The 25,437-nt window shown below is 31.9% G+C and carries 19 protein-coding genes and 1 pseudogene; all 20 read right to left on the reverse strand.

The features are described 5' to 3' along the window. Positions 1-7: 7 nt before the first annotated feature. The 20 genes and pseudogenes from B0E34_RS16390 to B0E34_RS16490 all read right to left on the reverse strand — a co-directional run bounded on the left by B0E34_RS16390 (position 8) and on the right by B0E34_RS16490 (position 24,099). Entirely contained in the window at positions 8-1,288 is a 1,281-nt protein-coding gene (locus B0E34_RS16390; protein ID WP_123956670.1) for a phage tail family protein, read from the reverse strand. A gap of 297 nt (positions 1,289-1,585) precedes the next feature. Further along, entirely contained in the window at positions 1,586-2,221 is a 636-nt protein-coding gene (locus tag B0E34_RS16395; protein WP_123956672.1) for a hypothetical protein, read from the reverse strand. Positions 2,222-2,359: 138 nt separating this feature from the next. Beyond that, positions 2,360-2,575, reverse strand: a complete 216-nt coding sequence (locus B0E34_RS16400; RefSeq protein ID WP_087711202.1) for a hypothetical protein — start codon at positions 2,573-2,575, stop codon at positions 2,360-2,362. A gap of 81 nt (positions 2,576-2,656) precedes the next feature. Continuing rightward, positions 2,657-3,490, reverse strand: a complete 834-nt coding sequence (locus tag B0E34_RS16405; protein ID WP_087711204.1) for a hypothetical protein — start codon at positions 3,488-3,490, stop codon at positions 2,657-2,659. 290 nt (positions 3,491-3,780) lie between these two features. Next, complete coding sequence (locus B0E34_RS16410) at positions 3,781-4,611, reverse strand: hypothetical protein (RefSeq protein WP_087711206.1); 831 nt, start codon at positions 4,609-4,611, stop codon at positions 3,781-3,783. A gap of 252 nt (positions 4,612-4,863) precedes the next feature. Continuing rightward, positions 4,864-6,003, reverse strand: coding sequence for a hypothetical protein (locus B0E34_RS16415; RefSeq protein WP_087711208.1), 1,140 nt, complete (start codon positions 6,001-6,003; stop codon positions 4,864-4,866). Positions 6,004-6,207: 204 nt separating this feature from the next. Further along, entirely contained in the window at positions 6,208-6,747 is a 540-nt protein-coding gene (locus B0E34_RS16420) for a hypothetical protein (RefSeq protein WP_087711210.1), read from the reverse strand. A gap of 6 nt (positions 6,748-6,753) precedes the next feature. After that, the gene (locus tag B0E34_RS16425; protein ID WP_087711211.1) at positions 6,754-6,972 is read right to left on the reverse strand and encodes a hypothetical protein; all 219 of its coding nucleotides are present in this window, start codon (positions 6,970-6,972) and stop codon (positions 6,754-6,756) included. Positions 6,973-7,090: 118 nt separating this feature from the next. Next, positions 7,091-7,630, reverse strand: a complete 540-nt coding sequence (locus tag B0E34_RS16430; protein ID WP_087711213.1) for a hypothetical protein — start codon at positions 7,628-7,630, stop codon at positions 7,091-7,093. 6 nt (positions 7,631-7,636) lie between these two features. After that, entirely contained in the window at positions 7,637-9,790 is a 2,154-nt protein-coding gene (locus B0E34_RS16435) for a phage tail protein (RefSeq protein WP_087711215.1), read from the reverse strand. Between the two features lie 414 nt (positions 9,791-10,204). Further along, complete coding sequence (locus B0E34_RS16440) at positions 10,205-10,462, reverse strand: hypothetical protein (RefSeq protein WP_087711217.1); 258 nt, start codon at positions 10,460-10,462, stop codon at positions 10,205-10,207. Between the two features lie 546 nt (positions 10,463-11,008). Continuing rightward, entirely contained in the window at positions 11,009-12,166 is a 1,158-nt protein-coding gene (locus B0E34_RS16445; RefSeq protein WP_087711219.1) for a hypothetical protein, read from the reverse strand. Positions 12,167-12,418: 252 nt separating this feature from the next. Next, positions 12,419-12,982, reverse strand: a complete 564-nt coding sequence (locus B0E34_RS16450) for a hypothetical protein (protein ID WP_087711221.1) — start codon at positions 12,980-12,982, stop codon at positions 12,419-12,421. Between the two features lie 173 nt (positions 12,983-13,155). Continuing rightward, positions 13,156-13,920 carry a hypothetical protein gene (locus tag B0E34_RS16455; protein ID WP_123956674.1) on the reverse strand — a complete coding sequence of 255 codons (765 nt, stop codon included), beginning with the start codon at positions 13,918-13,920 and terminating at the stop codon, positions 13,156-13,158. Further along, on the reverse strand, positions 13,920-16,934 hold the full coding sequence (locus B0E34_RS16460) for a hypothetical protein (protein ID WP_087711224.1): 3,015 nt from the start codon (positions 16,932-16,934) through the stop codon (positions 13,920-13,922). Before B0E34_RS16460 ends, B0E34_RS16455 begins: the two co-directional genes overlap by 1 nt. Positions 16,935-16,964: 30 nt before the next feature. Beyond that, on the reverse strand, positions 16,965-17,183 hold the full coding sequence (locus tag B0E34_RS16465) for a hypothetical protein (RefSeq protein ID WP_087711226.1): 219 nt from the start codon (positions 17,181-17,183) through the stop codon (positions 16,965-16,967). 636 nt (positions 17,184-17,819) lie between these two features. Next, the gene (locus tag B0E34_RS16470) at positions 17,820-18,230 is read right to left on the reverse strand and encodes a hypothetical protein (protein WP_087711228.1); all 411 of its coding nucleotides are present in this window, start codon (positions 18,228-18,230) and stop codon (positions 17,820-17,822) included. A gap of 209 nt (positions 18,231-18,439) precedes the next feature. Then, positions 18,440-19,615, reverse strand: a pseudogene (locus tag B0E34_RS16475) (IS3 family transposase). 156 nt (positions 19,616-19,771) lie between these two features. Further along, positions 19,772-20,395 (reverse strand): hypothetical protein, encoded by a 624-nt coding sequence (locus B0E34_RS16485; RefSeq protein ID WP_087711230.1) that lies wholly within the window; start codon positions 20,393-20,395, stop codon positions 19,772-19,774. A 5-nt stretch (positions 20,396-20,400) separates the two neighbouring features. Then, positions 20,401-24,099, reverse strand: a complete 3,699-nt coding sequence (locus B0E34_RS16490) for a coiled-coil domain-containing protein (RefSeq protein WP_087711231.1) — start codon at positions 24,097-24,099, stop codon at positions 20,401-20,403. Positions 24,100-25,437 lie beyond the last annotated feature (1,338 nt).

Below are 25,437 nucleotides of genomic sequence, written 5' to 3' on the forward strand. Positions count from 1 at the left end.
TTATTTTTTATTTACCTTCTCTTACTTCTGTCATTCCTTTACTTAGTAACCATTTCTTTAATCTAGGATCAATATTGTCAATTGTGACTTGATAAACCCATTTTTTGGGAGGAATAATGACATTCCCATTTTTATCATATACCGTTCTTTTGTCATTAAAAATATCTCTAAGTTTTAACCATTGATCATAAGCATCACCAGACAATTTTTTCGCATCCGAAAAAATCGTTTTATTTTTAACTTCTATCATTTCTTCTTCTGTAAGAACATCAATTTCTGTAAATTTAATTAAACCTCCTTTGTCTAAAAAAACATCTACACCAATGCTAACGGACAATCTTCCACTGTCTAAAGCATCTAAAGCTGTTCGGACTTCGGCATATTCATCTTTAAGCTTCGAACTATTTCCTTGTATCATTAAATTAATCTTATCTAATTTATCTTGACCTCCAGAAATTTTAATCAATTTATTTCTTTCAATAATATATAAGGGATTTCCACTATCAAAATCAACTACAATTCTATTTCCATTTAGTGTAGGGTTAACTTCACCATGGATATGCACAGTTGCTTTATCTCTTTCAACTTTATCTGTAACAATTTTAAGTTCTTTTAGATCATAAGTTTGTTTTATATTTTCTAAACGTTTCTCTCTTTCTTTTGAAGTTAAACTATTATCTTTTAGCAATTGTGTACCTTCTCTTACCCCTTCTTCTAAATCCCTCTTCTTTTCTTCAGTAGTACGAAGGTCTTCCCCTTTTTTCTTCTTCTCTTTTTTATCACCAAAACCAATTTTCCCAAGCAATCCTTTAGCCTTCCCTTTAACAAAGTTCCAGAACTTCACAATGGCATTATTAATACGCTGTCTTATTTTTCTTACTACGCCGGTAACTTTATCTACCAATCCGCCAAGACCTGCCAAGGAAGCCAGAAAGCCTATCACGACTGGGATTGCTCTTCCCAATGCATTTTCTATCGCTTTCGCTACCGCTGCTACATTTCCGCTGGCAATCGCTTTAATACCTTCTGTAATGGCTTTTACCAGCTCCATGATCTGTGCAGCCTTCTGGATAAAGAATTTCACCAGATCGATAATCATCATTGCCGCTTTTACAAACGCTCCTGCCGGAGTAAGCAAGCCCAAAATAAACTTAATTCCTGCCTGTATTGCCTCCGTTTTAATGATATCGATAATGGTATCCATCACCGTAGCTTTAATATCGGCAAACTGGTCTTTCACATGTTCCCAAAGTCCGGCAAAACCATCTTTCTGAACAATCTGTACCATTTTGAAACTTCCTTCAAGTACCTTCATTGCAGGCTCTCCAACTACTGAAGCTCCAATTCCTCTATATTATCCCATGTTAATCCCATCATCTGGGTACTGATGGAGAAAATACCTTTTAACGAGAATATATCTTCCGGCAAAGTGAAAGAAATATTTTTCATTGCTCCGGTCAGCCCTCCGAAGAAACCGGTCTTAAGATGCGTATAGATATTGCTTTATCATAAAAGTCTAAAGTATTTTTGATAAAAAAAGCGAAACTCCCAACAGAAGTTCCGCTTTAATTTTTTTTGAAAATTTTTATTTGTTTTTATTAGAAAGGCGTAGACTTTCAAACTTGGCAATGAAATTTTCCCAAGTCCAATCAGGAAAAATTTTTGGCATTTCAGTTTTAAAGGTTTCTGTTTCTACCGAACCAATGCCTTCTCCATCCATATAATATAACAAAACTCTTTGCCAATGATTAAATACACGCGCTTCAACCGCCATTTGAGTATAGCCTTCATAATCCAAGTCTAAATTGTTTAATTCGTAATCACTTATACTCATTAAATACAATGATTCGTCTACTGTGTCTGGCGTTATAATAAAACCTACATAACTTTCTGGAGTTGGATAATCTAATGGTCTAAAATATTTAAGATCTTCATCTCCTTCACCATCATATAAACCTGCATCAGCAAATAAATACTGACTTGAGGCAAATTCTAATTTCCCTCCTATACCATTCTTTTTGTCATTCCACCATTCAAAACTGTAACCATCTGACTCATTTTTATAAAAATCTTCTATTCCTTTATGCACAACATCCAATTGGCTGAGTGCTGGTAAATCAATTTTTAAATTTGCAGGAACTTTACGCTCGCTTTTGGCTTTTCCATTTTTTTCAGCTTGATTAATGTGATGTACCATATAGGCATTAAAACGATGTTGCATGATTTTTAATTTTATTTTACTTCTTTTATTTGTAGCTTGTCGCCATATTGCTTATTTTTAATCAATAATTCAATGTCATCTTTTATTATATCATCTGTAGTAACTTCTGCCAATTTAGGAATTATTTCAAGACCTTTTTCAGCATTTAAATATTAAGCAAAAAACGACCAGTATTTTATCTGCCAATCCGCCAATTCCCAATAACGAAGCTAAAAAACCAATTAAAACAGGAACCGCTCTTCCCAAAGCATTTTCTATCGATTTGGCTTCAGTGTCTACATTTCCGCTCGGAATGGCTGTTTTGGAATTAAAAAAGCGGAACTTCTTTACAGAGATTCCGCTTTCTAAATACAAAAATGTACAATAAATATATTCTTTTCGAAATTTTTAAATAAAACTTCTAAGAAATTTTGCTTTTGCTTTTTGAATTAAATTTTATGTGTTCAAAGCTTTTTCTAAAGCATCACATCTTTCTTTAAAATAAGTTAAATCTACATCAGGGAATAACTTAGGAAAACGTTTAATAATATTTTTCATTTGATGCAAAACCCCCTCTACAGAATACGTAAATGTTCCATCTTTAAATTTATCACTAAATGGATGGGGTCCTTGTAAATATTTTGCACCATATTCTATATAAACAGGTTTGTAGTTTCCTAATTTTTTTACAATTTCCTGTGTATCAATATAAAAATATTGCCAATAATATACGGCTTTGCAAGCAATCATTGTATGATAATATTCTTCAAGACTCATATCCATTTTAAACCAGATCCCTGAATCGAAAAAATAGATCGGACAAGGATAAACGCCTTCTTCCCGCAATATACAACCATAAGTACCATCATCTCCATGCCCAGACTTCTGAAAATAATTAAGTTTAGGTAAAAATTCCTCCCAGATGGCTTCAGCTTCGGGTTGTGGATTGTTTTTCCAAAAACGGCTGTCGCTGTTGTAATTATCCCAGAAATGAGAATGCAATCCTAAAGACTCTATTAAGCTTAGCAATTGGAATCCTCCCCAAAGATATTCTTCGTCAGATTCATTGGTAGTAGCATCCCAATCTAAAGTTAAAGAGCCTATTGAATCATATTGAAAATCCTCGTCAGGAATTTTCAAATTAATTCGTTCTTCTGCACGAGAAAGCAAACGTTGACTGAAAAAATCAGCACTCTTTTTTACTTCTTCTATATTATTTTTATCTATTGTTATTTTACCATTATTACATATTTCGATAATTAGCCCTTCTAATTTTTCTAATATTTTCATAAAATGAGTTTTAAAATGTTATTTTTATCATCTTCTATCCCTTCGCTACCGCAGAATTGCATCGTGTGGTTTAATAATTATAATCTTTTAAAAATTCCGCCAAACTTATGAAATATAATCCTTCAGGATTGTAGAATTTGTAATGACGACTCATCAATTATGTTTTTATAAAGATAAAAACTTTTTAAGAAATTATTGGATGATAAAAATGCCGCACGAAAGGATTCGTGCGGCAGTGGGGAGAAACTTTTAATTGAAGTTTCACTTTATAACAGATTTATTGTTAAATATTATAAATTCAAAGCTTTTTCTAAAGCATCACATCTTTCTTTAAAATAAGTTAAATCAACATCAGGAAATAACTTAGGAAAACGTTTAATAATATTTTTCATTTGATGCAAAACACCCTCTACAGAATACGTAAATGTTCCATCTTTAAATTTATCACTAAATGGATGGGGTCCTTGTAAATATTTTGCACCATATTCTATATAAACAGGTTTGTAGTTTCCTAATTTTTTTACAATTTCCTGTGTATCAATATAAAAATATTGCCAATAATATACGGCTTTACACGCAATCATTGTATCATAATATTCTTCAAGACTCATATCCATTTTAAACCAGATCCCTGAATCGAAAAAATAGATCGGACAAGGATAAACGCCTTCTTCCCGCAATATACAACCATAAGTACCATCATCTCCATGCCCAGACTTCTGAAAATAATTAAGTTTAGGTAAAAATTCCTCCCAGATGGCTTCGGCTTCAGGTTGAGAGTTGTTTTTCCAAAAACGACTGTCGTCGTTGTAATTATTCCAAAAATGTGATGGGTATCCTAATGATTCAAAAAGGCCTAAAATGTCAAATCCTCCCCAAAGATACTCTTCGTCTGAGTCATTGGTAGTAGCATCCCAATCTAAGATTAAACCATTTATAGAATGATATTGATAATCATCTTCTGGAAAATCTATTTTCACAAATTCTTTAGCATTTGACAAAATTCGTTGGCTAAAAAAAGTTCTGTTTTTAATTTTATCAATATTACTGTTTTCAACATTAATTTTATCATTGTTGCAAATTTTAACAATTAGCCCTTCTAATTTTTCTAATATTTTCATAAAATGAGTTTTAAAATGTTATTTTTATCATCTTCTATCCCTTCGCTACCGCAGAATTGCATCGTGTGGTTTAAAATTATTTATAAATCAAATATTCTAAAAACAACAATATGATCTAAAAGTCCTTTTCCATCAGAATAATCTATTGCACTGTCGTATCTATAATCCTCCGCGCGAAAAACTACACCTGCTTCTACTGGATTTTGATGTACATAATTAATTTTCTGCCAAATCACTTTGTTGCATTGTCAGTTAGTATTTATCTTTATAATGATAATAAAATTCCATCTGTTCTGATAAAACATTATGAATTTCTGTCCAGCCATGGGTTTTGGAAAGATCAATAGCTAATCCCCAACACATTTCTACTCCATCCAGATCTCCTCTTTTTCCCGCCCAGTAACTTGCACTGATTAAAGCATTCCAGCAGCCTATGGGATCATTATGCTCTTCCTCTAATATTACAGCAGCTTTAATGTGTGCTTCTCCTGCATAACCTTTTACTTTTTTAATAGCTTCTGTAGCTTCAAAAAGAGGATGCTTTTGGACTTCCTCAGGAAAAATTGCATATCTACTTTCCCATTTTGAATCAAATGAATCCGACATAGAATCAAGTAGACTGCTAGAATTACCCAACTTAACAGTATATTCTTCAAAACTATTATCATCACAATCAAAGCCATGCGGCAATTGTACACAACGCCAATAATGCTCCCATTTCTCTTTAATATCAATATTCATTAAGGAATAAGCCCTATTTGCAAGTACATTTCCTATATAATTATTCCAAAGCCCATAATCAATCTGATCGTATTCCGGTAAATATCTGCGTTTATCAATAAGCTTATCAAATAATTCAAAGGCTTTTCTATTTTCAGGTGTGTTGTAGTAATGACTCCAAAATTCTTTATAAAAATCTTCTTTATATTCGGAAGCATTTTCAAAACGTTCCTGATTATTTTCTGATAATAAAAACTGTTTTAAAAACTCTAAATCTCCACCTCCGAAATAATCAAAAAATGGCTGAGAAAGTATCATCGTTTCTTCAATTCCCTCCTTAGATCGTTTAATAAAAAAAGGCTCATTAAAATAAATCAGATTTGCCATAGATATAATTGCTTTTGCATCTGGAGCAAGTATAAAACACTCCTGATATGTATTATTCAATGATACAACAGGATTTTGTATTATTTTTTTATCAGGAACTAATTGAAGTGCCAAAACATTTTTTGCTTGAAAAGCAAATGGTACTATAGACCAAAATCCTCGTTTTAAACACTCCATTAATAACATCTTCTCATCTTGTTGTTCAAAGATAAAGCCGAACTTTTTTTTCACGTCCTTATCTTTATAAAGCTTCTTTAAATCGGAATGTATTTTATTTATTTCCATAATTATTTATTTTGAGACATGTCTAATAATAATATCTTTTGAAAGTAGTTTACTTATTGTTTTAATGAAGCTGACTAAAGATGTTAATACAAAAGTAATTTATTTAAATTTTGGATTTCATAAAGTATATAAAACTTTAAATACTAAGCATAAAAAAGTGAAGATTCTAAAATAAAAACTTCGCTTTTTATAGTAATTACAGAATTAAATATCTTTTAAATAATGCTCCATACCATCTTTATCATCTAATGGTTCTAAATAACGTTCAATATATATTGGTCCTTTCACCGTTTTAAAAGAAATATCTTCCAAACCTTGCCCACCTTCAAATTTATCTTTCATTAACATTTCATCTCCAAAAATATATTTTTTAACAATCTTTAAATTATTATTAATTTTTGTTATAAATAGACATGCTCCATAAGTGAAAATTTCTTCTATTGGATTTCCTGTTGAAAGATAAACTACATAAATATCGCCATATTTATCATCTTTATAATGGCTTATCTTATAAAGATATCTTGTATTAGGATACTTTTTTTTACTCCATCTATCATAATATTCTTTTTCATAAAGATGGGTTAAATGAATCATACCAAAAGAATCGTGTAAAGGCTCAACACAATAATCGTTCATTATTTCGAGAGCTTTATTATAAGCCGCAAGATCAGGTTGTCTCCTTAAATAGATCGTTTCTGCTTCTTGTTTTGTGAAATTAATTATGAATTCTTTTATTTTCTCCATATTATATTATTTTAATATTTTTTGTAATGTTTTATCAGCTCCAATTTCAATTATATCAATATTATGTGTAACTTTTTTGGTTCCATTGAGTTTTGCTTTTATAACTTCATACGATACACCTTGTACTAACTTAGGATCTGCATTTTTAGCTAAAATCTTATGTATACTCTTTAATAATTCTTCATCTGTCTCAGGATTTAGCTTTGCTAATTCGGAAGTTATCATATTATCGACTAATTCTTTTCAAAAAATACTGCAGTTACTTTAAATTTTCATCACTCATAAAAATAAAAAAGTGAAGATTCTAAAAATAGAAACTTCACTTTTTATAGTAATAATAGAATTAAATATCTTTTAAATAGTGTTCCATACCATCTTCATCATCTACTGGTTCAAGATATCGTTCTATTTTTACTGGTTTTTTTAGAGTTTTAAAGGAAATATCTTCAAGACCTTGCCCTCCTTCAAATTTATCTTTTACCAACATTTCATCTCCAAAACTATAACTTTTGATAATCTTTATTTGATTATCTATTTTTGCTACAAATAAACACTTTCCATAAAGAAAAATTTCATCATTTGGGTTTCTTTCAGAAATATATACCACATAAACATCGTCATATTTATCATCTTTATAATGGCTTATCTTATACAAATGTCTAGTATTAGATGAATCTGCATCTTCCCAACTTTCATAAAATTCTTTATCCTCTAATTCTTCACTGGGTATCATACCAAATTTATTGTGTAATTCTTCTACACAAAAACTATTCATAAAACTTAGTTTTTTGTTATAGTCCTCTAAATTTGGAGTTATAGAGGCATCAGATGCTTCTGCTTCTGCTTTTAAAAATGCATTAATAAAACTTTTTACTTCTTCCATATTAAATTATTTAAGTATTTTTTTTAATGTCTCGTCTGATCCAATTTTAATTGGTCTAATATTATGCGTAACTTTTTTAGCACCATTAAGCTTTGCTCCTATAACTTGATATAACACACTTTGTATTAGCTTAGGATCAACATTTTTAGCTAAGATTTTATGCATACTTTCTAATAGTTCTTGATCTGTATTTGGATTTAGCTTTGTTAGTTCAGAAGTTATAGTATTATCCACTAATTCTTTCCATTTGGCAGTTACTTTTATATCAAAGGTAATATAATTTTTATTATCTATGTTTTTATAAATTTTTTCAGTACGGTTCAATTCTTTTAAGAGATCTTTTTCAGCATCTCCCATTGTTTGTTTATTGTAATTCCCGGAAGCTGTTACTAGATTTAATGTATTTTTATAACCAGAACCTAAAAATAAATCTGCCAATATATGAGAAGCATTGAATTCTATTTGTTCTTCTGGATTTTTCTTTAAATGTTCAATGACTTGATTAGAGTCAGCTTGATTAGCAGATTCTGTATGACTTCTAGTTCCAGGTTCTTTTGTAACAAGATTATATCCTATTGTTTGCTGTTGCACCAAATTATTATCATCTAATTTAAAACTACTTTTAAAGGTTCTTTTTGCATTTCTGCCATTAACTTCAACATCATAATGGTACTCTATTGTAATCTGCTTGTCTCCTGATGTATAAAAATCTATTTTTTCTGGTTTGTATTTTGTCTTTTTAGAAGACTCAATTAAATCTTCTAATTTAAAATCATTTCCAAATTTCTCAATATCTTCACTTAATTTGTCAAATTTAGCTTTTGCTTCTTCCATTTTCTGGTTTTTTTCTGGACTTTCTACACGTTTTTTAGCATTCGTTAAATCCTGTTTTACTCTTTCATTTCTTATCTGTAATTTTTCTATACCTTCCAAAATTTTATGTCCATTTCCTCCAAATTCATCAGCGTCAGGTTTTCTACTTACATAGTTTTTAAATTTGGTAAGTTTATATGTTAGTGGAGCTTTCTCACTCGCCATATAGATTTCACCATTTTCAAAAGTTAGAGTATGACTTTCGCCATTCATAGTAAATGGTTCCGGAGCGATTTCAGAATCCATGTTTTTGATATGCTTCTCGTCAACCTTATCTTTCTTCTTACCAGGTTTCGTAATTCCTACTTTGCTTAACAGTTTAGCTGCCTTCCCTTTCACAAAATTCCAAAACTTCACAATAGCATTCTCAATACGCTGACGTATTTTTCTGATAACGCCGAGTATTTTATCTGCCAATCCGCCAATTCCTAATAAGGAAGCTAAGAAACCAATGAGTACAGGAACCGCTCTTCCCAATGCATTTTCTATGGATTTGGCTACGGCACTTACGTTTCCGCTGGCAATAGCTTTAATGCTGTCTGTAAATGCTTTTACCAGTTCCATAATCTGGGCAGCTCGCTGGATGAAGAATTTAACCACATCGATAATCGCCATTGCGGCTTTTATAAAGGCTCCTACCGGAGTCAATAATCCCATCACCCACTTAATTCCCGCCTGGATCACCTGTGTCTGGATAATGTCCATCATAGCATCCATTACGGTCGCTTTAAGATCTGCAAACTGGTCTTTCAGGTATTCCCATAATCCGGCAGCACCGTCTTTGCGGACAATCGGAATTATTTCAAGACCTTTTTCAGAAGCGGTTTCCAGAACTTTCATTACAGGTTCGCCTATCACTCTTGCACCAATGCTTCTGATACCGTCCCACGTTAAACCAAGCACCTGCGTGGTAATGGAGAAAATACCTTTCAAAGAGAATACATCTTCAGGCATGGTGAAAGAAATACCTTTCATCGCTCCGGTTAACCATCCGAAGAAACCGGTCTTAAGGTGAGTCCAGATATTGGTTCCGAAATTGGTAAATCCTTGGGAAACACCGGCAATAAGGTTTTTAAAGAATCCTATCGGATCCATAATAATCGCCTGAATGGCACTGATTACACCGGATAATAAATTGGTCAGTGTATTTTTAATTTCAATAATAATAGCAAATACGCTGGTTTTAAGCACATCAAGAGCTTTGTTGATCAATCCGCTGTTTTGTGCTTTAAGATCTGCAATCCGGGTATCGATACTTGCGATATTATCGGCGTATTTTTTAGCCAATACATCAATTAATGCATCTTTTTTACTGTTTACACTTTCTTCCAGTGCATTGAATTTGCTTTGGATCTCTGCAATAGCTTCCTTCCCTATCTTCCTTAAGCTTGGCGATAAACTGTCGACATAAGTCTGTACATCTTTTTTGCCTTTGGCAATTCTGGTTTTGGCTGCATTTAGCTGGGTGGTAATATGACCGGTGAGAATATGCTAATAAAAATATCACACGAAAGGATTCGTTCGGCAGTGGGGGGATAAATTTAAGACAGTTAGGCTTGACGTTGTTCAAAGTCAGGAGACTTTGCGCAGCAGGTAGTTTAATTATAAAATTAAATTCCCCCAATATTACAAATTTTATAAATAAAAAAGCTAAACTCCTATATAATAGAAATTTAGCTTTTATTAAATTATTTAAAGTACTTATTTTATCTTTAAAGACTCATATAATTTAATGAATTCATCCATCTTAAAATCCGGGAACAGCAAAGGCATATCTTCTACAAAATCATCATATCTGGATTTTCCATACATGACAGAATCTTCTTTTCCATATTCGAGATATATGATTACATATTGCCACATCAGATAACCTCTGGCTGCAAAAGCAAGTTCTACATATCCTTCAAAATTTACTTTTAATGGATAAAAGCCTATTCCAAAGTCATGAAAATAAACCATTTCATCTTCATTTTCCTTGCTGAAAACTCCTGCACAAATATCTTCAACATAATCTAGCGGAATAAACTGCCCGGTTTTTGAAAAGAAATCTTCCCCTTGTATGTAATATCCACGACCTTCAAGTTCAATAACACTATGCTTTTGAAATAATTCATCTAAAGGAAGTATGTTTATTATTCCGCGTTCACTTGTTTTTTACCCTTCCGTTCTTGCAGGTATTTTACCCTCCCAATAATAAGAATAGCCATTTGTAATGCTATAAAATCCTTGCATGGCAGCTAATAACAAGTCTTTATATTTATCAAAAAAAATTCTCCAAAAGATTGTGTTTTTCTAAAAAAGTTCCCTTTTTGATCAAAAATATTAGGATTATCAAAAGTATTTTTTATTAGGTTCTACGATAATTTTATATTTACTTAATTCCATCATAAGCTTATTTTAGATTTTGGGGTACTATTAAATCAAAAGTAACAAATTACTTTTCTAAATTAAAAAAACGAAGCTTCTAAAAAATAGAAACTTCGTTTTAAGATAAGAGATAAACTTTTAGATCTTATCTTTGTAATGATAGTAAAATTCCATCTGTTCAGATAAAATATTATGAATCTCAGTCCAGCCATGGGTTCTGGAAAGATCAATATCCAATCCCCAAGACATTTCCACTCCATCCAGATCACCTCTTTTCCCCGCCCAATAACTTGCGCTAATTAAAGCATTCCAGCAGCCTATGTGATCATTATATTCTTTTTCTAATATCACAGCAGCTTTAATGTGTAGATCACCTGCATAATCTTTTACTTTTCCAATGGCTTCCGTAGCTTCAAAAAGAGGATGTTTCTGCACTTCTTCAGGAAAAATTGCGTATTGTTCTTCCCATTCTGAATCAAATGAACTTGAAATAGATTTTTGTAAAAAAATCGAACTTCCTTCACCTATTCTATATTTCTCTATGTCATCGTCATTACAATCAAAACCATGAGGTAATTGTGCACAGCGCCAATAATGTTTCCATTTATCATTATCTTCTATTTTAATTCTTGAGTATGCTCTTTTAGCAAGAACATTGCCTATATAGTTATTCCAAAGTCCATAATCGTTATCAACATCTTCGTACTCCGGCAAATATGTTAATCTCCTGATAAGTTTATCAAACAATTCAAAAGCTTTTGTATTTTCTGGAGTATTGTAATAATGACTCCAGAATTCTTTATAAAAATCTTCTTTATACTCTTCAGCATTTTCAAAACGCTCCTTATTGGATTCTGAAAATAAAAACTGCTTTAAAAATTCCAGATCTCCACCTCCAAAATAATCAAAAAATGGTTTGGATAATATTATGGCATCCTCTATTTCCTTCTGGAGCTGTTGTACTAGTACCGGCTTTGTCATAAATTTTAAGTTAGACATCGGAATAGTTGCTTTTATATTGGGTGCAAATGTAAAACACTCTTGATACGTCTTGTCAAAAGATAAAATAGGAACTTCCTGAAATATATTTTTATTAGGAACCAATTGAAAGGCTAAAATATTATTACTTTTATGACCATAAAAACTAAAAGGCATTACCGACCAATAACCTTTTTTTAAAAGTTGCATGAGTTTTGCTTTTTGGTCTTCAGCATCAAACTCAATATAGAATTTTCTTTTAACTTCTTTATCCTTATAAACTTCCTTTAAATCGGAATGAATTTTGTTTATTTTCATGATTACTCTATTTTTTTAACGACATGATTATCCCATATGTCTCTTGATAATATTCCTACTTTTAAAAGCATTTTATATAACTTACTTATCGCCTTATAAATTTCTTAGAATATTCAAAAGAAAATTGGATAGCTAACAAAAATAACTATTTCCAATTTTTGATTCATCATGTATGTAAAACTTTAAATATTTTGTCGTAAAAAAAGCGAAACTTCAAATGAAATTTCGCTTTAATTTTAATTATAAATTGTTTTACTCTGCATTATAATCTGCTAAGCTATTAGCTTCCTCCGGAGCCTGATATTTTTCAACAGCCATAAGTTCTCCTGGATTTTTCACCTGATTTATTTTTAAATCGTGTGAGTGACGCCATTCTGGTTCTTTAACACCAAAAGTTAAATCATATATTATTTTTATCCCTTCATTTGTTTCGGCTACATAAAAAAGTTTATTATATCCTAACGCTCTTCCTGTATCTTCTGTATAACTTGTATAACACGCAAAAAGTTCATCATTAACTAACCATCTTTCTAATCCTTCTCCTACTTTTGGATTTTTATATTGCTTAATTTGAAATAAGGTTCGTGGGATTATTTTTTCATATTTCTTTTTTGCAAAAATTATATCATCGTCATCAGTAAATTCATAACCTGTTCTCTCAAGACTAATTTTTGCAACAATTGAATGAAAGAATAATTGCATTCTTGTATTCAACTCAGATACTTCGTCATCTGTTTTTTCAATATCCCATTTTGCTTTAAGACATTCGTTTTCTATACAAATATAATCTTCTATAATCTTTTTAATTTCTTCCATTGGTATAATTATTTAGTTCTAAATAATAAATCCGATGTCGCGGATTACAAATCCGAGAGATCGGGATTTATCGGGTTTGAATTACAAAAAACTCCGCAAATGCTTTTTGACTTTGCGGAGTTTTTTAGGCAAGAACCCATTTATACGTTTAGTGGGATACAACAAATAGTTGTTTATTTTTTGTTTTCCAAATATTTTTTATAGTTAGTGTCATCCAATTCTACCTGTATTTCCTCAAATGGTTTATACTTATGTTCTTCGGGTAATAAATCGTAGATGTCTTCGTAAAAAAGAACTTCTCCTTTAATTTTTAAATAAATATCTTCATACAATTCTGATATACCATTCTTATCATAAATATCATATTCATTACTAAAATCAAACTCTTCTGCCCCAAATTCAAACATTAAAATTGTTAAATCTCTAATATAACTATTTAGTCTGGTAGTATTAAGAAATGACAACTCAGAATTATCAACATAGATTCTATTACCATCTTGATTATACCCTTCAATTTCACTGAAAAAAGCATTAGTTTGTAAACCTATATAATAACTTTTTACAGATATTTCATCGTTATGAGCAATTTTGATAAAAAAATCTAGATCTTTATATATCATAGCTTTTATATGCCCATTATAATCATTTAAAAACATATGGGATATCGTAATGTACTGTTCAATTTTGTTTGAATAACTCTTTCGAAGTAAAAGTCGTGTCAATATTTCATCACTTTTGATATATTGTTCTTTTAAATATTGTATATCATAAGTATTGCAATCATCAACTAGCGATGGTAGGTTGATACCATATTTTATCGCAACACTAAGATATTTATCTATAAATAACTCTATATTTTGTTCTATATTATTAAAATAATATCCATAAGAGGCAAACAATTCTCCATCTGCCCAATATTTATTTGAAATTTTTTCCATTACCAATCATTAGGTTTAACTATTATTCTTTTGTCATTTACTAAAATATGCAATTCTTCTAGGCTTTTTAATTCACTTAGAGTGAACATTTTTCCATCGCCAGTACCTATAATTCCTTTATTTTTAACTGCATTTACAAACTCTTCTGCTGTATTTAAACTTGTAAACGCTCCATTAGCAATCTCAATTTGCCCAAATTTTTTCGGGTATATATCTTTCCATTGCTGAGTCAGTTTTCTCTCACTATTAAATTTCTTTAAAATTAGTTGAAGATTAGCATATACATTGTTTTCAGAATTTGCTCCAGTAACATTTGGTCGTTTACATTCTATAATACCTTTATTAGCTCCAGTTATTATAATAACATCTACTTCGTTATCAGGAGTTTTTCCAGGTGTTAATTTTTTTGATATAATAACTCTTTCACCTCTTTCCATCCAATATTTCCCTTCAAGAAATTCATTCAATAAGGATAAAGCTCTATCGCTTTTGACTGTATTTCCTGTAAAACATCCATCTAAATTTTCTAACAAATCTTCGGGGTTTTTAAATTTAGGATTATTGGATAGATAGTCTACAATTTCAGACATTTTTGTGTTCCTTAATTCTGCATCAATATATTTAGAGCGTATAATTATCTGATCTATTATATCTTGTGATATTCCTTTTCCTCTCAGTCCTTTAATAATATTTTGGGCAAGTATATCTCCTGCATTCTTTTCAATTTCCCGCATTGTAGATATATCATTATCCCCCAGCCCTTTTTCAACATCAGCAAGCTCATCATTCTCTTTAGCCAAAGATTTTGCGTCTTCAAATGTTTTTCTAAGCAAAGATAATTCTTCAGATGATAATTTATCTATTTCTTTAATTATTTTTGCAGCTTGTAATTCTAGCAAAAATTTCTCAAAGCTTAGCACGCCACTTTTTATGTACTTAACTGCCAATGGTAGTAGCTTGGTGGCAAACTCAGGATTTACAAACACATTTGTCGTAAAAGCACTATTTTTAGCCTTATTTAATGATTCTTTTATATCAACCTTTAGCTCTGTGTGCTTTATAGTATTTTCTTTAATTTTATTTTTAAGTGCTGCCTTAGCTCTGTTTAAGTCATCTTTTAATGCCTTTATGACTTTTTCCTGAGTTGCAGGATCTAAGTCTGCTTCAGTAAGTATTTTTCTAGTTTGGTTTATACTCTTTGATTCTTCAAAAACTCTACCTGCTTTTACCAACTTACTTGATATTTTTGCCACAGCAGCAATATCCAATACGGAACCTACAACCGCAATAATTACCCAAACTGCACTTGGTTCATCTTCAGAGATATTTACCTTATACGCAGCAAGCTGTGTACGGTAAGTTTCTATTTCTTCATACGTTAAATAAGCACTTACTCCTGCAGCCAAGAGCACTGCAACAGTCCCTGTACCAAATGTAAGCAATCCTAATGCAACTGCCAAAACTCCTATTAATAATCCTTCTATAATATGTCTAGTACTTTCTTTATCAGCTATTATCAAATCAAAAATACTGTCTTTAGCTATTCCTTGTTGCTCTTTTGATTTTTCAAGTAAATTTGCATAACCATAGATCGAAAGCCCTTGGTCGGCATGTAAATTTTTAATAATTCTTGTTATATTCGCTTCCTGATCACTAATATAATTTGCCAAGAAATTGCGAAGTTCCTGCTTGGTTTCTATGTTGGCAAGACCTTCCTTATCGAAACCATTATCTTGTACCAAAGGTGTGGTTGAGGAAAGCGAACCGATAGCATTATTTCCTTCTGTTTTTTTCGAAATGGCAAGAGCTTTCATTTCTTGGCCAAAACTACGATCTTTATCTGTCGGTCTTTCAGCAAAAGCCATACCCGATGCACCTGCACTAGCTCGACTTGCTTCCTTATAACTTTCCTTAGCCTTAGAAGCTTTTATTTTCGCTAATAAATTTGTTAAAAAAGCGTCATCAAGTAATTTCTTTTTTTGCTCAAAAAGTGTATGACGATACTTTTGTAACCCATCTTCGGCTATATGTACAGTCTCTTTTCTGAAAGCAATCTCATACTGGTTTATAAGTTTTATAAATTCCGTCGTGGTATATCCCATTGCCTTAGCTGCTTGCTCAAAAATAGAAAAATCACTATGAGCATTTTCTAACAAATTATCCGGAACAGCTCTTTCATGTTTGGGATTTTTGTGCCAATCATCTACTACCTTTTGTGATTTTTGATAAGCTTTATATTTGTGATAAACATCTATCATACTGTTACCCGTAAGTGAGTTTGTTATAGATTCTCTCTTATCATTTTCCTTTTTCCGTAGGTTTCTATCTTTTATATACTTGCGTAAAGAATTCTCAATATCTTTTGAATTACTGCTTTCGGCAGTAGTTTTACTTTTAAAATCAGCAACTTCTGCCGGGCTGAGTTCCTTGAGTAAATCCAGCAAAACAAGACTTTGTAATTTGCTATCAGTATTTTGTAAAAAACTTTTCTTGTCTTCTGATAAATCAGCAATTTCTTGGGCAACAACTTCATTTTTGAGTGAAATGCTATAGTTGATAGTTCCTCCTGTTTTTACAAGTTTCTGTATAAAATCCTCACCCAACTTTCCCCAATTAAGCTTTCGGGTAAGTTTCATTTGACTCTCCGCGAATCGGTCGAGTTGTTCGTCTGAAGATATAAGCTTACCTTCATAATGTTGATTGGGTTTTATCTTAATCAGATGTGATTCTACCCTCTCATTACTATTTTCTTGGTTTGCTCCTTTATTTTTCTTCTTTTTATCATCTCCTCCCGTTTGAAGTATCAATTCAGACACAGTCTCTCGATTTTTTATTTTGTTGTTATCTGCCTGTTCCTCCAACGTTTTCGGCACATACGTTCCGGATTTCAGATCATGATAATCTTTAACCTGACTAATGTTCAGCGTAGAAGTATAATTTTTTTCCGCTTTTTTTGTTTGCGGATGATTGATATCTCCTGTTTCTGCCAGACTTTCCTGATGCTTTTTAAACATGATCCCGGAACCCTGATCGTAAATGGTCTGTTAACCGTGAACCGGAGCGATAATTCCGTTTGCATTCGTCTTATTGATATTCGGGGTTGCGAATCCTGCGAGAGCTGTAGATTCTTCCGGTTTTTGGGTTTGTAAAGGAGCCACTTCCGCCACGGGCAGAGGTACCACCACCGGCTTTTTAGCCTTCTGCTTTTTGCTCTTGCTATGATGGTTTTTATTGTCTTTTTCTACAGGTTTTGCTGCTTTCATTGACTTGGTGTTTTTTAATTATATTTTGTTTAAAAGGCACGTAAAGCACAACAATGGAAGCCGTGCTTTACCGTACCTGATGGAACTGAAAAATCAGATCCGGTAACGTAGTTTTTTAAGATTTTACTGCCTGTAAGGTGTACACAGCGTTATGATGAGAAATCGGAGGTGCTGTGCTTTTTTTCTTTTGATCCGGCTGAAATTCCAGATTCAAAATTCAGAATTTTTAAGGAGAATAAGCCTTTTTTGGTGCGGAGGATTCTGTAGTTGCAGTAAGTGGTTTCCCGAAATGATTTCTGATGACGGCAATACGGAAATTTACTGTGATCCGATCTGCCAATCCAACTTTGGAGTTCGACGCTGATGCTTTAAAAGATGATCATTTGATATTTTTTTGTAAAAATTCCAATATTCTTTCATAATTGCTCTCAAGTTGTTCATTGTAAACATTTTGCAGTAAAAAAAAATTATTGATTACCAATCTAATGAACAACTTTATCTTTTTTTATCATAATGCACAACGGGTTATATTAATATAATTTTAAGGAAAGCATAAAGGGAATATAAAAACTTCCGGAAGATTTTACTTTCGGAAGCCATCAGTTTAAGATTAATATATGTTATCAATAATTTTCATTAAAATAAAAAGAAGACTCCTTCTTCTATTACAGAAAAAATTTTAGTTGCATTTGCATATGAATCAGGATTACTTTTTTCAACTGGCATTATATTAACAGGACCCTCAAAATAATCATCTATTTCATTTATCCACACTAATAATTCTTCGTAATTAATAATATAGATCTTATTATTAACAGATCTTTTTGATAAATGGATAAAACCATCAATTAATAAATAATCTTTTTTGCTATCTAATTGTTGGATAATATTTTCTAAGTTTTTATAAGGAGTTCCAAGTTTAATACTGGGTTTTAGAATAATCTTTTTATTACTCAATTTATCATACATTTTGTAGTAATTAAATTCTACAATATCTTTAATTAAAAAAGGATCTTTTATCATTCTTGATTCTAAAATTTTATACATAATTATTATTTAAAAAGATTCAAAAAATATGTGTTCATCTGTTCCATTACTATAATATTTAATATGTTTTACACCATCATGATTTCCTTTCAACTCAGGATATCTATCAAATGCCTGATGCACTTCATACCCTTCCGGATATTTTAATTCTTTATGCATATGATTTATATATCGATCCATGGATATGCAAATAGAAATTCCAGTATAAGTTAAGCTACATTTTGATAAATTTTGTTTTGATTGTTAAACTCTTCAATAGTTTGGTAATTCAATGCACTATGCCTTCTTTTTTTGTTGTACCAGATTTCAATGTATTCAAAAATTTCCAACTCCATTTTTTTCTTTTGAAATGAGCTTGTTTCCATAAATGAGTTCCGTTTTCAAGGATTTAAAAAAGCTTTCAGCCACGGCATTATCCCAGCAATTTCCTCTGCGGCTCATACTTCTTGTAATACCATAAAATTCCAAAGTATTTGCAAATTTTCTGCTTGCATATTGAACACCTCGGTCGCTATGAAAAATTAGACTTTCCCCTATTTTCCTGTTTTTGAAAGCCATTTTCCAAGCTGCAAGGCTTGTTTCCCCAGTACTCATCCCTTTACTCAAACTCCATCCAATAATTTTCCGATCATATAAATCAATCACTGTTGTCAAATACAAAAATCCTTCTTTGGTTTGAATATAGGTAATATCAGAAACCCAGACTTGCGCAGGTTTATCGGCAATAAAATGCCTGTCCAACACATTTTCTGCTACCAAGTAATTGTGTTTAGAATTCGTAGTTACTTTAAATTTCTTGCTCAGTTTACTTCTCAGACCCAGCTCTTTCATATATTTTGCAACAGTTATTCTGGAGATTTTATAACCCAAAGAATTCAATTCAAAAGTAATCCTTGGACTTCCATAACGTTGTTTTGATGAGAAATAAATTGAAGTGATTTGCTGTTTTATTTTTTCTTTCAAAAGCAATCTTTTGCCACTCGGCCTGTTTTTCCATTTGTAATAACCGCTGGAACTTAGCTGTAAAATCTGACACATCTTTTCAATCGGGAATACAGATTCATTATTTTTTATGAATTTATATTTCATCGACCGCTCTTGGAGAAGATGCCGATTGCTTTTTTTAATATATCGCGTTCCAGTTCCGCATCTTTCAGCTTTTTTTCCAGCTCATGAATCTTTTCCTGTTCGGGTGTTAGTTTTAAATTTCCATTTCCCGGAAAACTTCCTTCCCTAAATTCTTCATACTCTTTACGCCATTTGTAAAGTAGCGTGACTGCGATTCCCAGTTCCCTTGCGAGTTCTGAAACATTAGTTCGTTCTTTGCTTAGCTGAACAGCCCTAGTTTTAAAAGCAGGAGCGTAGATTTTTCTCTCTCGTTTCATAAGTTAAAATTAAGGTTTTATGCTTAACTTTAACTGGACACTAAATTAGTACATCCATACTCATATTTATTTTGTTTAATAAAAATGAGGCTATCTCATTTTGAGATAGCCTCGTTACAATTTATTTACTCTGTTATAAAGATATAAAATTAATGGTTACTCCTTATTTTCCTTTGGAACAATCTCTCCTGTTTCAGTAATGGTATATTTTTTATAAAAACTTTCAACAGTTTCAGGTTCTCCGGTAAAGGGATTTCTTCCGTATCTTAATACATATTCGTCAGCATTGGCTGGTTCGCCCATATTACCCATAAAACGTGGAGTAGAATCTGCATTATAATTATCCCACCATTCTTTTTCTTTTCTTTTTTCTTCTTCTGACATTAAGGCTCTTTTTCTGGCTTTTTCTTCTTCGTATATTTTTGAATTAAACAAAGCAATTTGGCTTTTGTGATCTTCTGATAATGAATCGTAAATAGCTCTTCTGACTTCTCCGTCTTTTTGATACAACATAATTTTTTCCAATAAAATATCGTCAAGAGTTTCGGGCAAATTGTTGAAATCTATATAAGGTAATTGAGCATTTCTTTCTTTTCTATATTTTTCACTCTTATCAGATTCTTTAAATGAAATGTACTGTGCTTGTTGCTCTAGGCTTAGAATATTAAATACCTCATTAAAAATAGAATTGTTTAAATCTTCTATATTTAATAATAATTTTAAATTAAACTCTGGTAATTCATTTTTGAAGGGTGTGAAATCGTATATTGCAAAAATCATATTTTTTATTTTAATGGTTTTACTAGTTCTTTATATTGTATTTCATAATATTTTATTCCTTTAACTTCTTTCACAAGTTTTGGTTCTGAGGTTTGAAGAAAATATCCTTCATTCATAAGAACTTCTTCTTGTATCATTGTAGAAGGAGGATTAGCATTAGAATGTCTTGTACGTCCAAGGTTGTTACCCCAATCAGACAAGTCATCAATATATACACCTTCTACAGTTTCTATTATTCTAATAACGGCTACCTTTTCTCCTTTTCCTGCATTCTTTGCTGAAAGTTCGACAAATCCTTCGGCAACTTCTCTCTTTAATGAAGATGATACCATTCCGGCTTCAAAAGCTATTTCTTTACCTTTTCCATTCTTTAAAGTTGATTCAAAATAATCTAAAGTCAACATACGTCCGCTATATACCGTTTTTCCATTCATATTTCGTTCTTTAACTTTTCTAAGTTTTTTCAAGGCACTTTTTAGATTTCTATATATCTGACTGTTATATTCACCCCACCAAGTAGGGGCAAAACGCGCAGGAACGTTTGTTACTCCTCCCTCAACAGTAAAAACATGAGTGGAGGCAAGTTCAAGATTAGTTGCAGTACCGGTAGGTAATAACTTATTTCTACGTTTTAAATTTTTAATAACTTTAAATGATTCTTTAATATCGGGTGTTTTTTCCCAAAAGTGATACCATCCATTCTCTCCAAAGAATTTTTCATAACTTTTTACTGCTTCTGTGAAAGCCTTCGGATTATATTTATAACTTTTAACGAAGTTAATCAATTTGTATTGATTGTATTGATAATTTATTTCTTTTAAAACTTTAGGATCTGCAGAAATTAAAGCTTTCTCATAATTCATAATCTCAACTTTTGATAAATAATTATTTAGATTAAGTTCTGGTGTTTTACCACCCATTAAATTTTCAGGAGTATCAATAAATTCCGAATACTGCTCTGGGTTGAAAGATTGTTTTTTTACTTTCGGTTTAGTATTTTCTTTTTTGAAAGATTTAACTACCCAATTGTTTGCCTTCTTATAAGCTGCTTTAAAACTTTGAGATAACTTGATCCATCTATCTTTTTTAAAAGCGGAGGCTATTAATCTAGGTAAAAATAAAATTTGTGCTTTAAGACCATTTTTTAAGTTAATAAACATTCGCTTACCAAAAGTTTTCGGGTTTCTTTTTGCCAGATCTTTTATGGAAGCTCCTCCTTTTTTCGAGGCTTTTCCACCTATCATTGCCAAAATAGCCATACCTGAATTGGTAATATCACTTTTTAATTCGCCAGAATTTTTGAATAAAACATCAGCCGTTTTTGCCGTATGTACGTCATAAATGTTTTTAATTCCGTTTAATATATTCAATCCTAATGTAATCGCTCCAACCCAGAATGTTATAGTTCCCATTGTTATGGCAGCTCCTCCCAACCAGGCAACTAACGGCGCCAAACCACCAAGAGTGAAGAAAGATCCTACGGCAGCAGCTACTGTTAATATTCCTAATATTCCTGTAATTACGCCAGCTATGACCAGTACTTTATTGGCTATTCCGGCGGCTTTTTGAAGAATCATTCCTACGGGATCTTCTGAGAATCCTTTCCAGTTTGTTAAATCATCCCAGATTCCACTTATAGAGCCTGAAATTGCCTCATACCACGCTTTTGGATTGAAAATAGATTCGATGAATTTACCCACATCTGTCCATGTAATAGACGTAACGTCATTCCAAATATCTGAAAACGCAATAGAAATAGACATCCATAGTCTTTTTAAACCGGTAATCCTGTTCAGATTTTTGGTAACTAAGTTTAATGGTTTTTGTAAGGCATCTTTACGTTTGTTATTATAAACTTCTATTTGAGCGTTTCTAATGCTTTCAACATTTTGCTCGATTAAACCTTGATGTTCTGCTTGATCTTTATCGTAATTAGCATTTACTTCTTCAAATTTATCTTTTAGTAAATTTTGTTCGCTTGGGCTTAATTTTCTTAAGAAAGCTACCTGTTGCTCTTCTGTTTTTAATTTTGCAAAATCAATTAATAAACTTTCTGCCTGATTAAGCTCTTTAGGAGCCTTTTGAATTTTATCTTTTTCTTTTTGTATTAAGCTGTTTCGTCCCTCAACTGTTGCCATGTTGGCATAGTAAGCATTTTGAGTTTTTATAACCTCACGTTCGATAGCATAAGAATCTTTTATTAATCCGTCTGCTTCCTGGTTTAATTTTTTACTTTGCGATTCTACCTGTTTTAGCTTAGGAGTAAGTTTTCCTAACTCTCTTTTTGCTTCATTATTCTTTTTAGTATCTGATGCCAGTTTAGCTTTTGATTTTAATATTGATGCTCTGGAAGACAATATTTCGCTCTGTATTTTTGCATTTTTAGCTTTAGATTGTTGAGCTTCTTGAGACAGTTTTTGAGTTGTATTTCCTGCCTGAGTTACAGCTTGATTTATCGTATCCGCGTTAGTACTTAATTCATTTAATTTTCTAGTGAGGGTTCCGGAATCAGCATTTTTGGGATCTTGATGTTTTTGAGATCCACTAAGTAAATTTTTTGCTTCACTATTGAAATCACTTGCCTTGGTCTTATTTTTATTATATTCTTGTTGATAGATTCCAACTTCCTGTTCTACCTTTTGTTGTCTTTTTACTGAGGTTTCCAGTCCTTTTTCCAATTTACGGATGAGAGCTTCTTTACTTTCTATGCTATCTTCTGATTTCTCTAAATCAGCATCTGATTTTTGAATTTCTTTTTGAACCTCTTTAATTTTACTTTTTAACGCATTCGCAGCTTCATTTTGAGTCTTCACCTGAGACCTGGCTTCTACACCCTGATCTCTAAACTCTTGTGCAGCCGCAACCAATCCAACGATATTGAGTGTTGTTTGTGCATCGGGAGCAATTTCAGCTTGTTCGCTATCAACAGCCTTATCCATTCTTGGAGTAACAACAGGTTGAATATTTTTTGGAATGACAAAATTGTCATCTTTTTCTATCTTAGTTTTTGTATTTAGATTATTATTAGATTTTTTTCCATCCTTAATTTTGACATTCCCCGAATGAGTGAATATATTTTTATCAATCCTCGTTTTTGAGCCACTAGTATTGACTTTGTATAAAATCGGCTTAATCGGAGGTGTTTTAATCTCAATTTTTCTCTCTTTTGGCTTTTGGTCTATAATAGGTTTTAACGTTTGTGATTTACTGCTAATCTTTTTTAATGCTTCTTTTTCGTCTATCGTTTTCGCAGCAGTTTTCTGATTTTTAACCATTTGATGAGCTGCTGCCTGTTCCTCCAACGTTTTCGGCAGATACGTTCCGGATTTCAGATCATGATAATCTTTTATCTGGTCGACATTAAGAGTCGATATATAATCTTTTTCCTGTTCTTTGGTATCCGGATGATTGATATCCCCGGTTTCTGTCATACTTCCCTGAAATCTACCATATGCTATTTCGGAACCCTGATCATAAATGGTCTGTGAACCGTGAACCGGAGCGATAATTCCGTTTGCATTCGTCTTATTGATATTCGGGATTGCGAATCCTGCGAGAGCTGCAGATTCTTCCGGTTTTTGGGTTTGTAAAGGAGCAACTTCCGCCACGGGCAGAGGTACCACCACCGGCTTTTTAGCCTTCTGCTTTTTGCTCTGGCTATGATGGTTTTTATTGTCTTTTTCTACAGGTTTTGCTGCTTTCATTGACTTGGTGTTTTTTAATTATATTTTGTTTAAAAGGCACGTAAAGCACAACAATGGAGCTGCGCTTTACCGTACCTGATGGAACTGAAAAATCAGACGCGGTAACGTATTTTTTTAAGATTTTACTGCCTGTAAGGTGTACACAGCGTTATGATGAGAAATCGGAAGTGCTGTGCTTTTTTCTTTTGATCCGGCTGAAATTCCAGATTCAAAATTCAGAATTTTTAAGGAGAATAAGCCTTTTTTGAAGCGGAGGATTCTGTAGTTGCAGTAAGTGGTTTCCCGAAATGATTTCTGATGACGGCAATACAGAAATTTATTTTAAACTTTTACCACAAAGGATGCAAAAGATTTAAACACTTTAGTTTTTTTTAGTTTAATGCTTTAATGGAAAAAAAAGAGCACATAAGTTAAAAAAATCAAAGATTATTGATTATTTTAAATGGGACGTTTACTGTTATGCAATTTTATTGCAGTACTCTTCCTCCTTTAAACTTTTTTACCACAAAGGATGCAAAAGAGTTTAACACTTTAGTTTTTTTAAGTTTAATGCTTAAATGAAAAAAAGAGCACATAAGTTAAAAAAAACAAAGATTTAATGTCTGATTATTTAATTGGACGTTTACTGTTATGCAAGTTTATTGCAGTATTTTTCCTCCTTTAAACTTTTTTACCACAAAAGATGCAAAAGAGTTTAACACTTAAGTTTTTTTAATTTTAATGCTTAAATGGGAAAAAGAGCACATAAGTTTAAAAAATCATTTTTTTTGCCCTGATTTTCTAAATGGTACATTTACTGTTATGCAACTTTATTGCAGTATTCTTCCTCTACGCTCCACTGTCCTGTACCGAAAGCTTACTGTGATGTATTTTTATTGCAGTATTCTATATTTATATTCCACTGTTATGGATTGAAAGCTTGCTGTATAGCAATTTTAATAAAATATTCTCCATTTACATTCCACTGTCTTAGATTGAAGGCTTAATGTTCTGTAACTTTATCACTGCTCACCTTTTCTGCTGCTTACTGCTTAACATTTTAAGTTTACTAAAGTACATTTTTACTATTGCTCACCTTTTCTATTGCTTACTGCTTAATATTTTAAGCTTACTACAGTACATTTTTATCACTGCTCACTCGTTCCATACTCCAATACACTATATTTTAGCCTTACTGCACTACAATTTTATTCCAACCCACTTTTCCTAAAGCTTAGTACACAAGATTCAAATAGTATTTTAAAGGAGTTTAGCCTGCTTCATGTAATGACGTTTTCAGATGTTGGTTTTTAACAACAATAATTAATTGTTTTTGATATTTGTCCTGCTTCGGAGGAT

It is taken from the genome of Chryseobacterium mucoviscidosis (genome assembly GCF_002177115.1).
GTDB classification, from domain to species: Bacteria; Bacteroidota; Bacteroidia; order Flavobacteriales; family Weeksellaceae; genus Chryseobacterium; species Chryseobacterium mucoviscidosis.

Coding starts and splice junctions, on each gene's coding strand:
- B0E34_RS16390 (WP_123956670.1), bottom strand. CDS start 1,288: ATGGTACAGATTGTTCAGAAAGATGGTTTTGCCGGACTTTGGGAACAT.
- B0E34_RS16395 (WP_123956672.1), bottom strand. CDS start 2,221: ATGCAACATCGTTTTAATGCCTATATGGTACATCACATTAATCAAGCT.
- B0E34_RS16405 (WP_087711204.1), bottom strand. CDS start 3,490: ATGAAAATATTAGAAAAATTAGAAGGGCTAATTATCGAAATATGTAAT.
- B0E34_RS16410 (WP_087711206.1), bottom strand. CDS start 4,611: ATGAAAATATTAGAAAAATTAGAAGGGCTAATTGTTAAAATTTGCAAC.
- B0E34_RS16415 (WP_087711208.1), bottom strand. CDS start 6,003: ATGGAAATAAATAAAATACATTCCGATTTAAAGAAGCTTTATAAAGAT.
- B0E34_RS16420 (WP_087711210.1), bottom strand. CDS start 6,747: ATGGAGAAAATAAAAGAATTCATAATTAATTTCACAAAACAAGAAGCA.
- B0E34_RS16425 (WP_087711211.1), bottom strand. CDS start 6,972: ATGATAACTTCCGAATTAGCAAAGCTAAATCCTGAGACAGATGAAGAA.
- B0E34_RS16430 (WP_087711213.1), bottom strand. CDS start 7,630: ATGGAAGAAGTAAAAAGTTTTATTAATGCATTTTTAAAAGCAGAAGCA.
- B0E34_RS16440 (WP_087711217.1), bottom strand. CDS start 10,462: ATGGTTTATTTTCATGACTTTGGAATAGGCTTTTATCCATTAAAAGTA.
- B0E34_RS16445 (WP_087711219.1), bottom strand. CDS start 12,166: ATGAAAATAAACAAAATTCATTCCGATTTAAAGGAAGTTTATAAGGAT.
- B0E34_RS16450 (WP_087711221.1), bottom strand. CDS start 12,982: ATGGAAGAAATTAAAAAGATTATAGAAGATTATATTTGTATAGAAAAC.
- B0E34_RS16455 (WP_123956674.1), bottom strand. CDS start 13,920: ATGGAAAAAATTTCAAATAAATATTGGGCAGATGGAGAATTGTTTGCC.
- B0E34_RS16460 (WP_087711224.1), bottom strand. CDS start 16,934: ATGTTTAAAAAGCATCAGGAAAGTCTGGCAGAAACAGGAGATATCAAT.
- B0E34_RS16465 (WP_087711226.1), bottom strand. CDS start 17,183: ATGAAAGCAGCAAAACCTGTAGAAAAAGACAATAAAAACCATCATAGC.
- B0E34_RS16470 (WP_087711228.1), bottom strand. CDS start 18,230: ATGTATAAAATTTTAGAATCAAGAATGATAAAAGATCCTTTTTTAATT.
- B0E34_RS16485 (WP_087711230.1), bottom strand. CDS start 20,395: ATGATTTTTGCAATATACGATTTCACACCCTTCAAAAATGAATTACCA.
- B0E34_RS16490 (WP_087711231.1), bottom strand. CDS start 24,099: ATGAAAGCAGCAAAACCTGTAGAAAAAGACAATAAAAACCATCATAGC.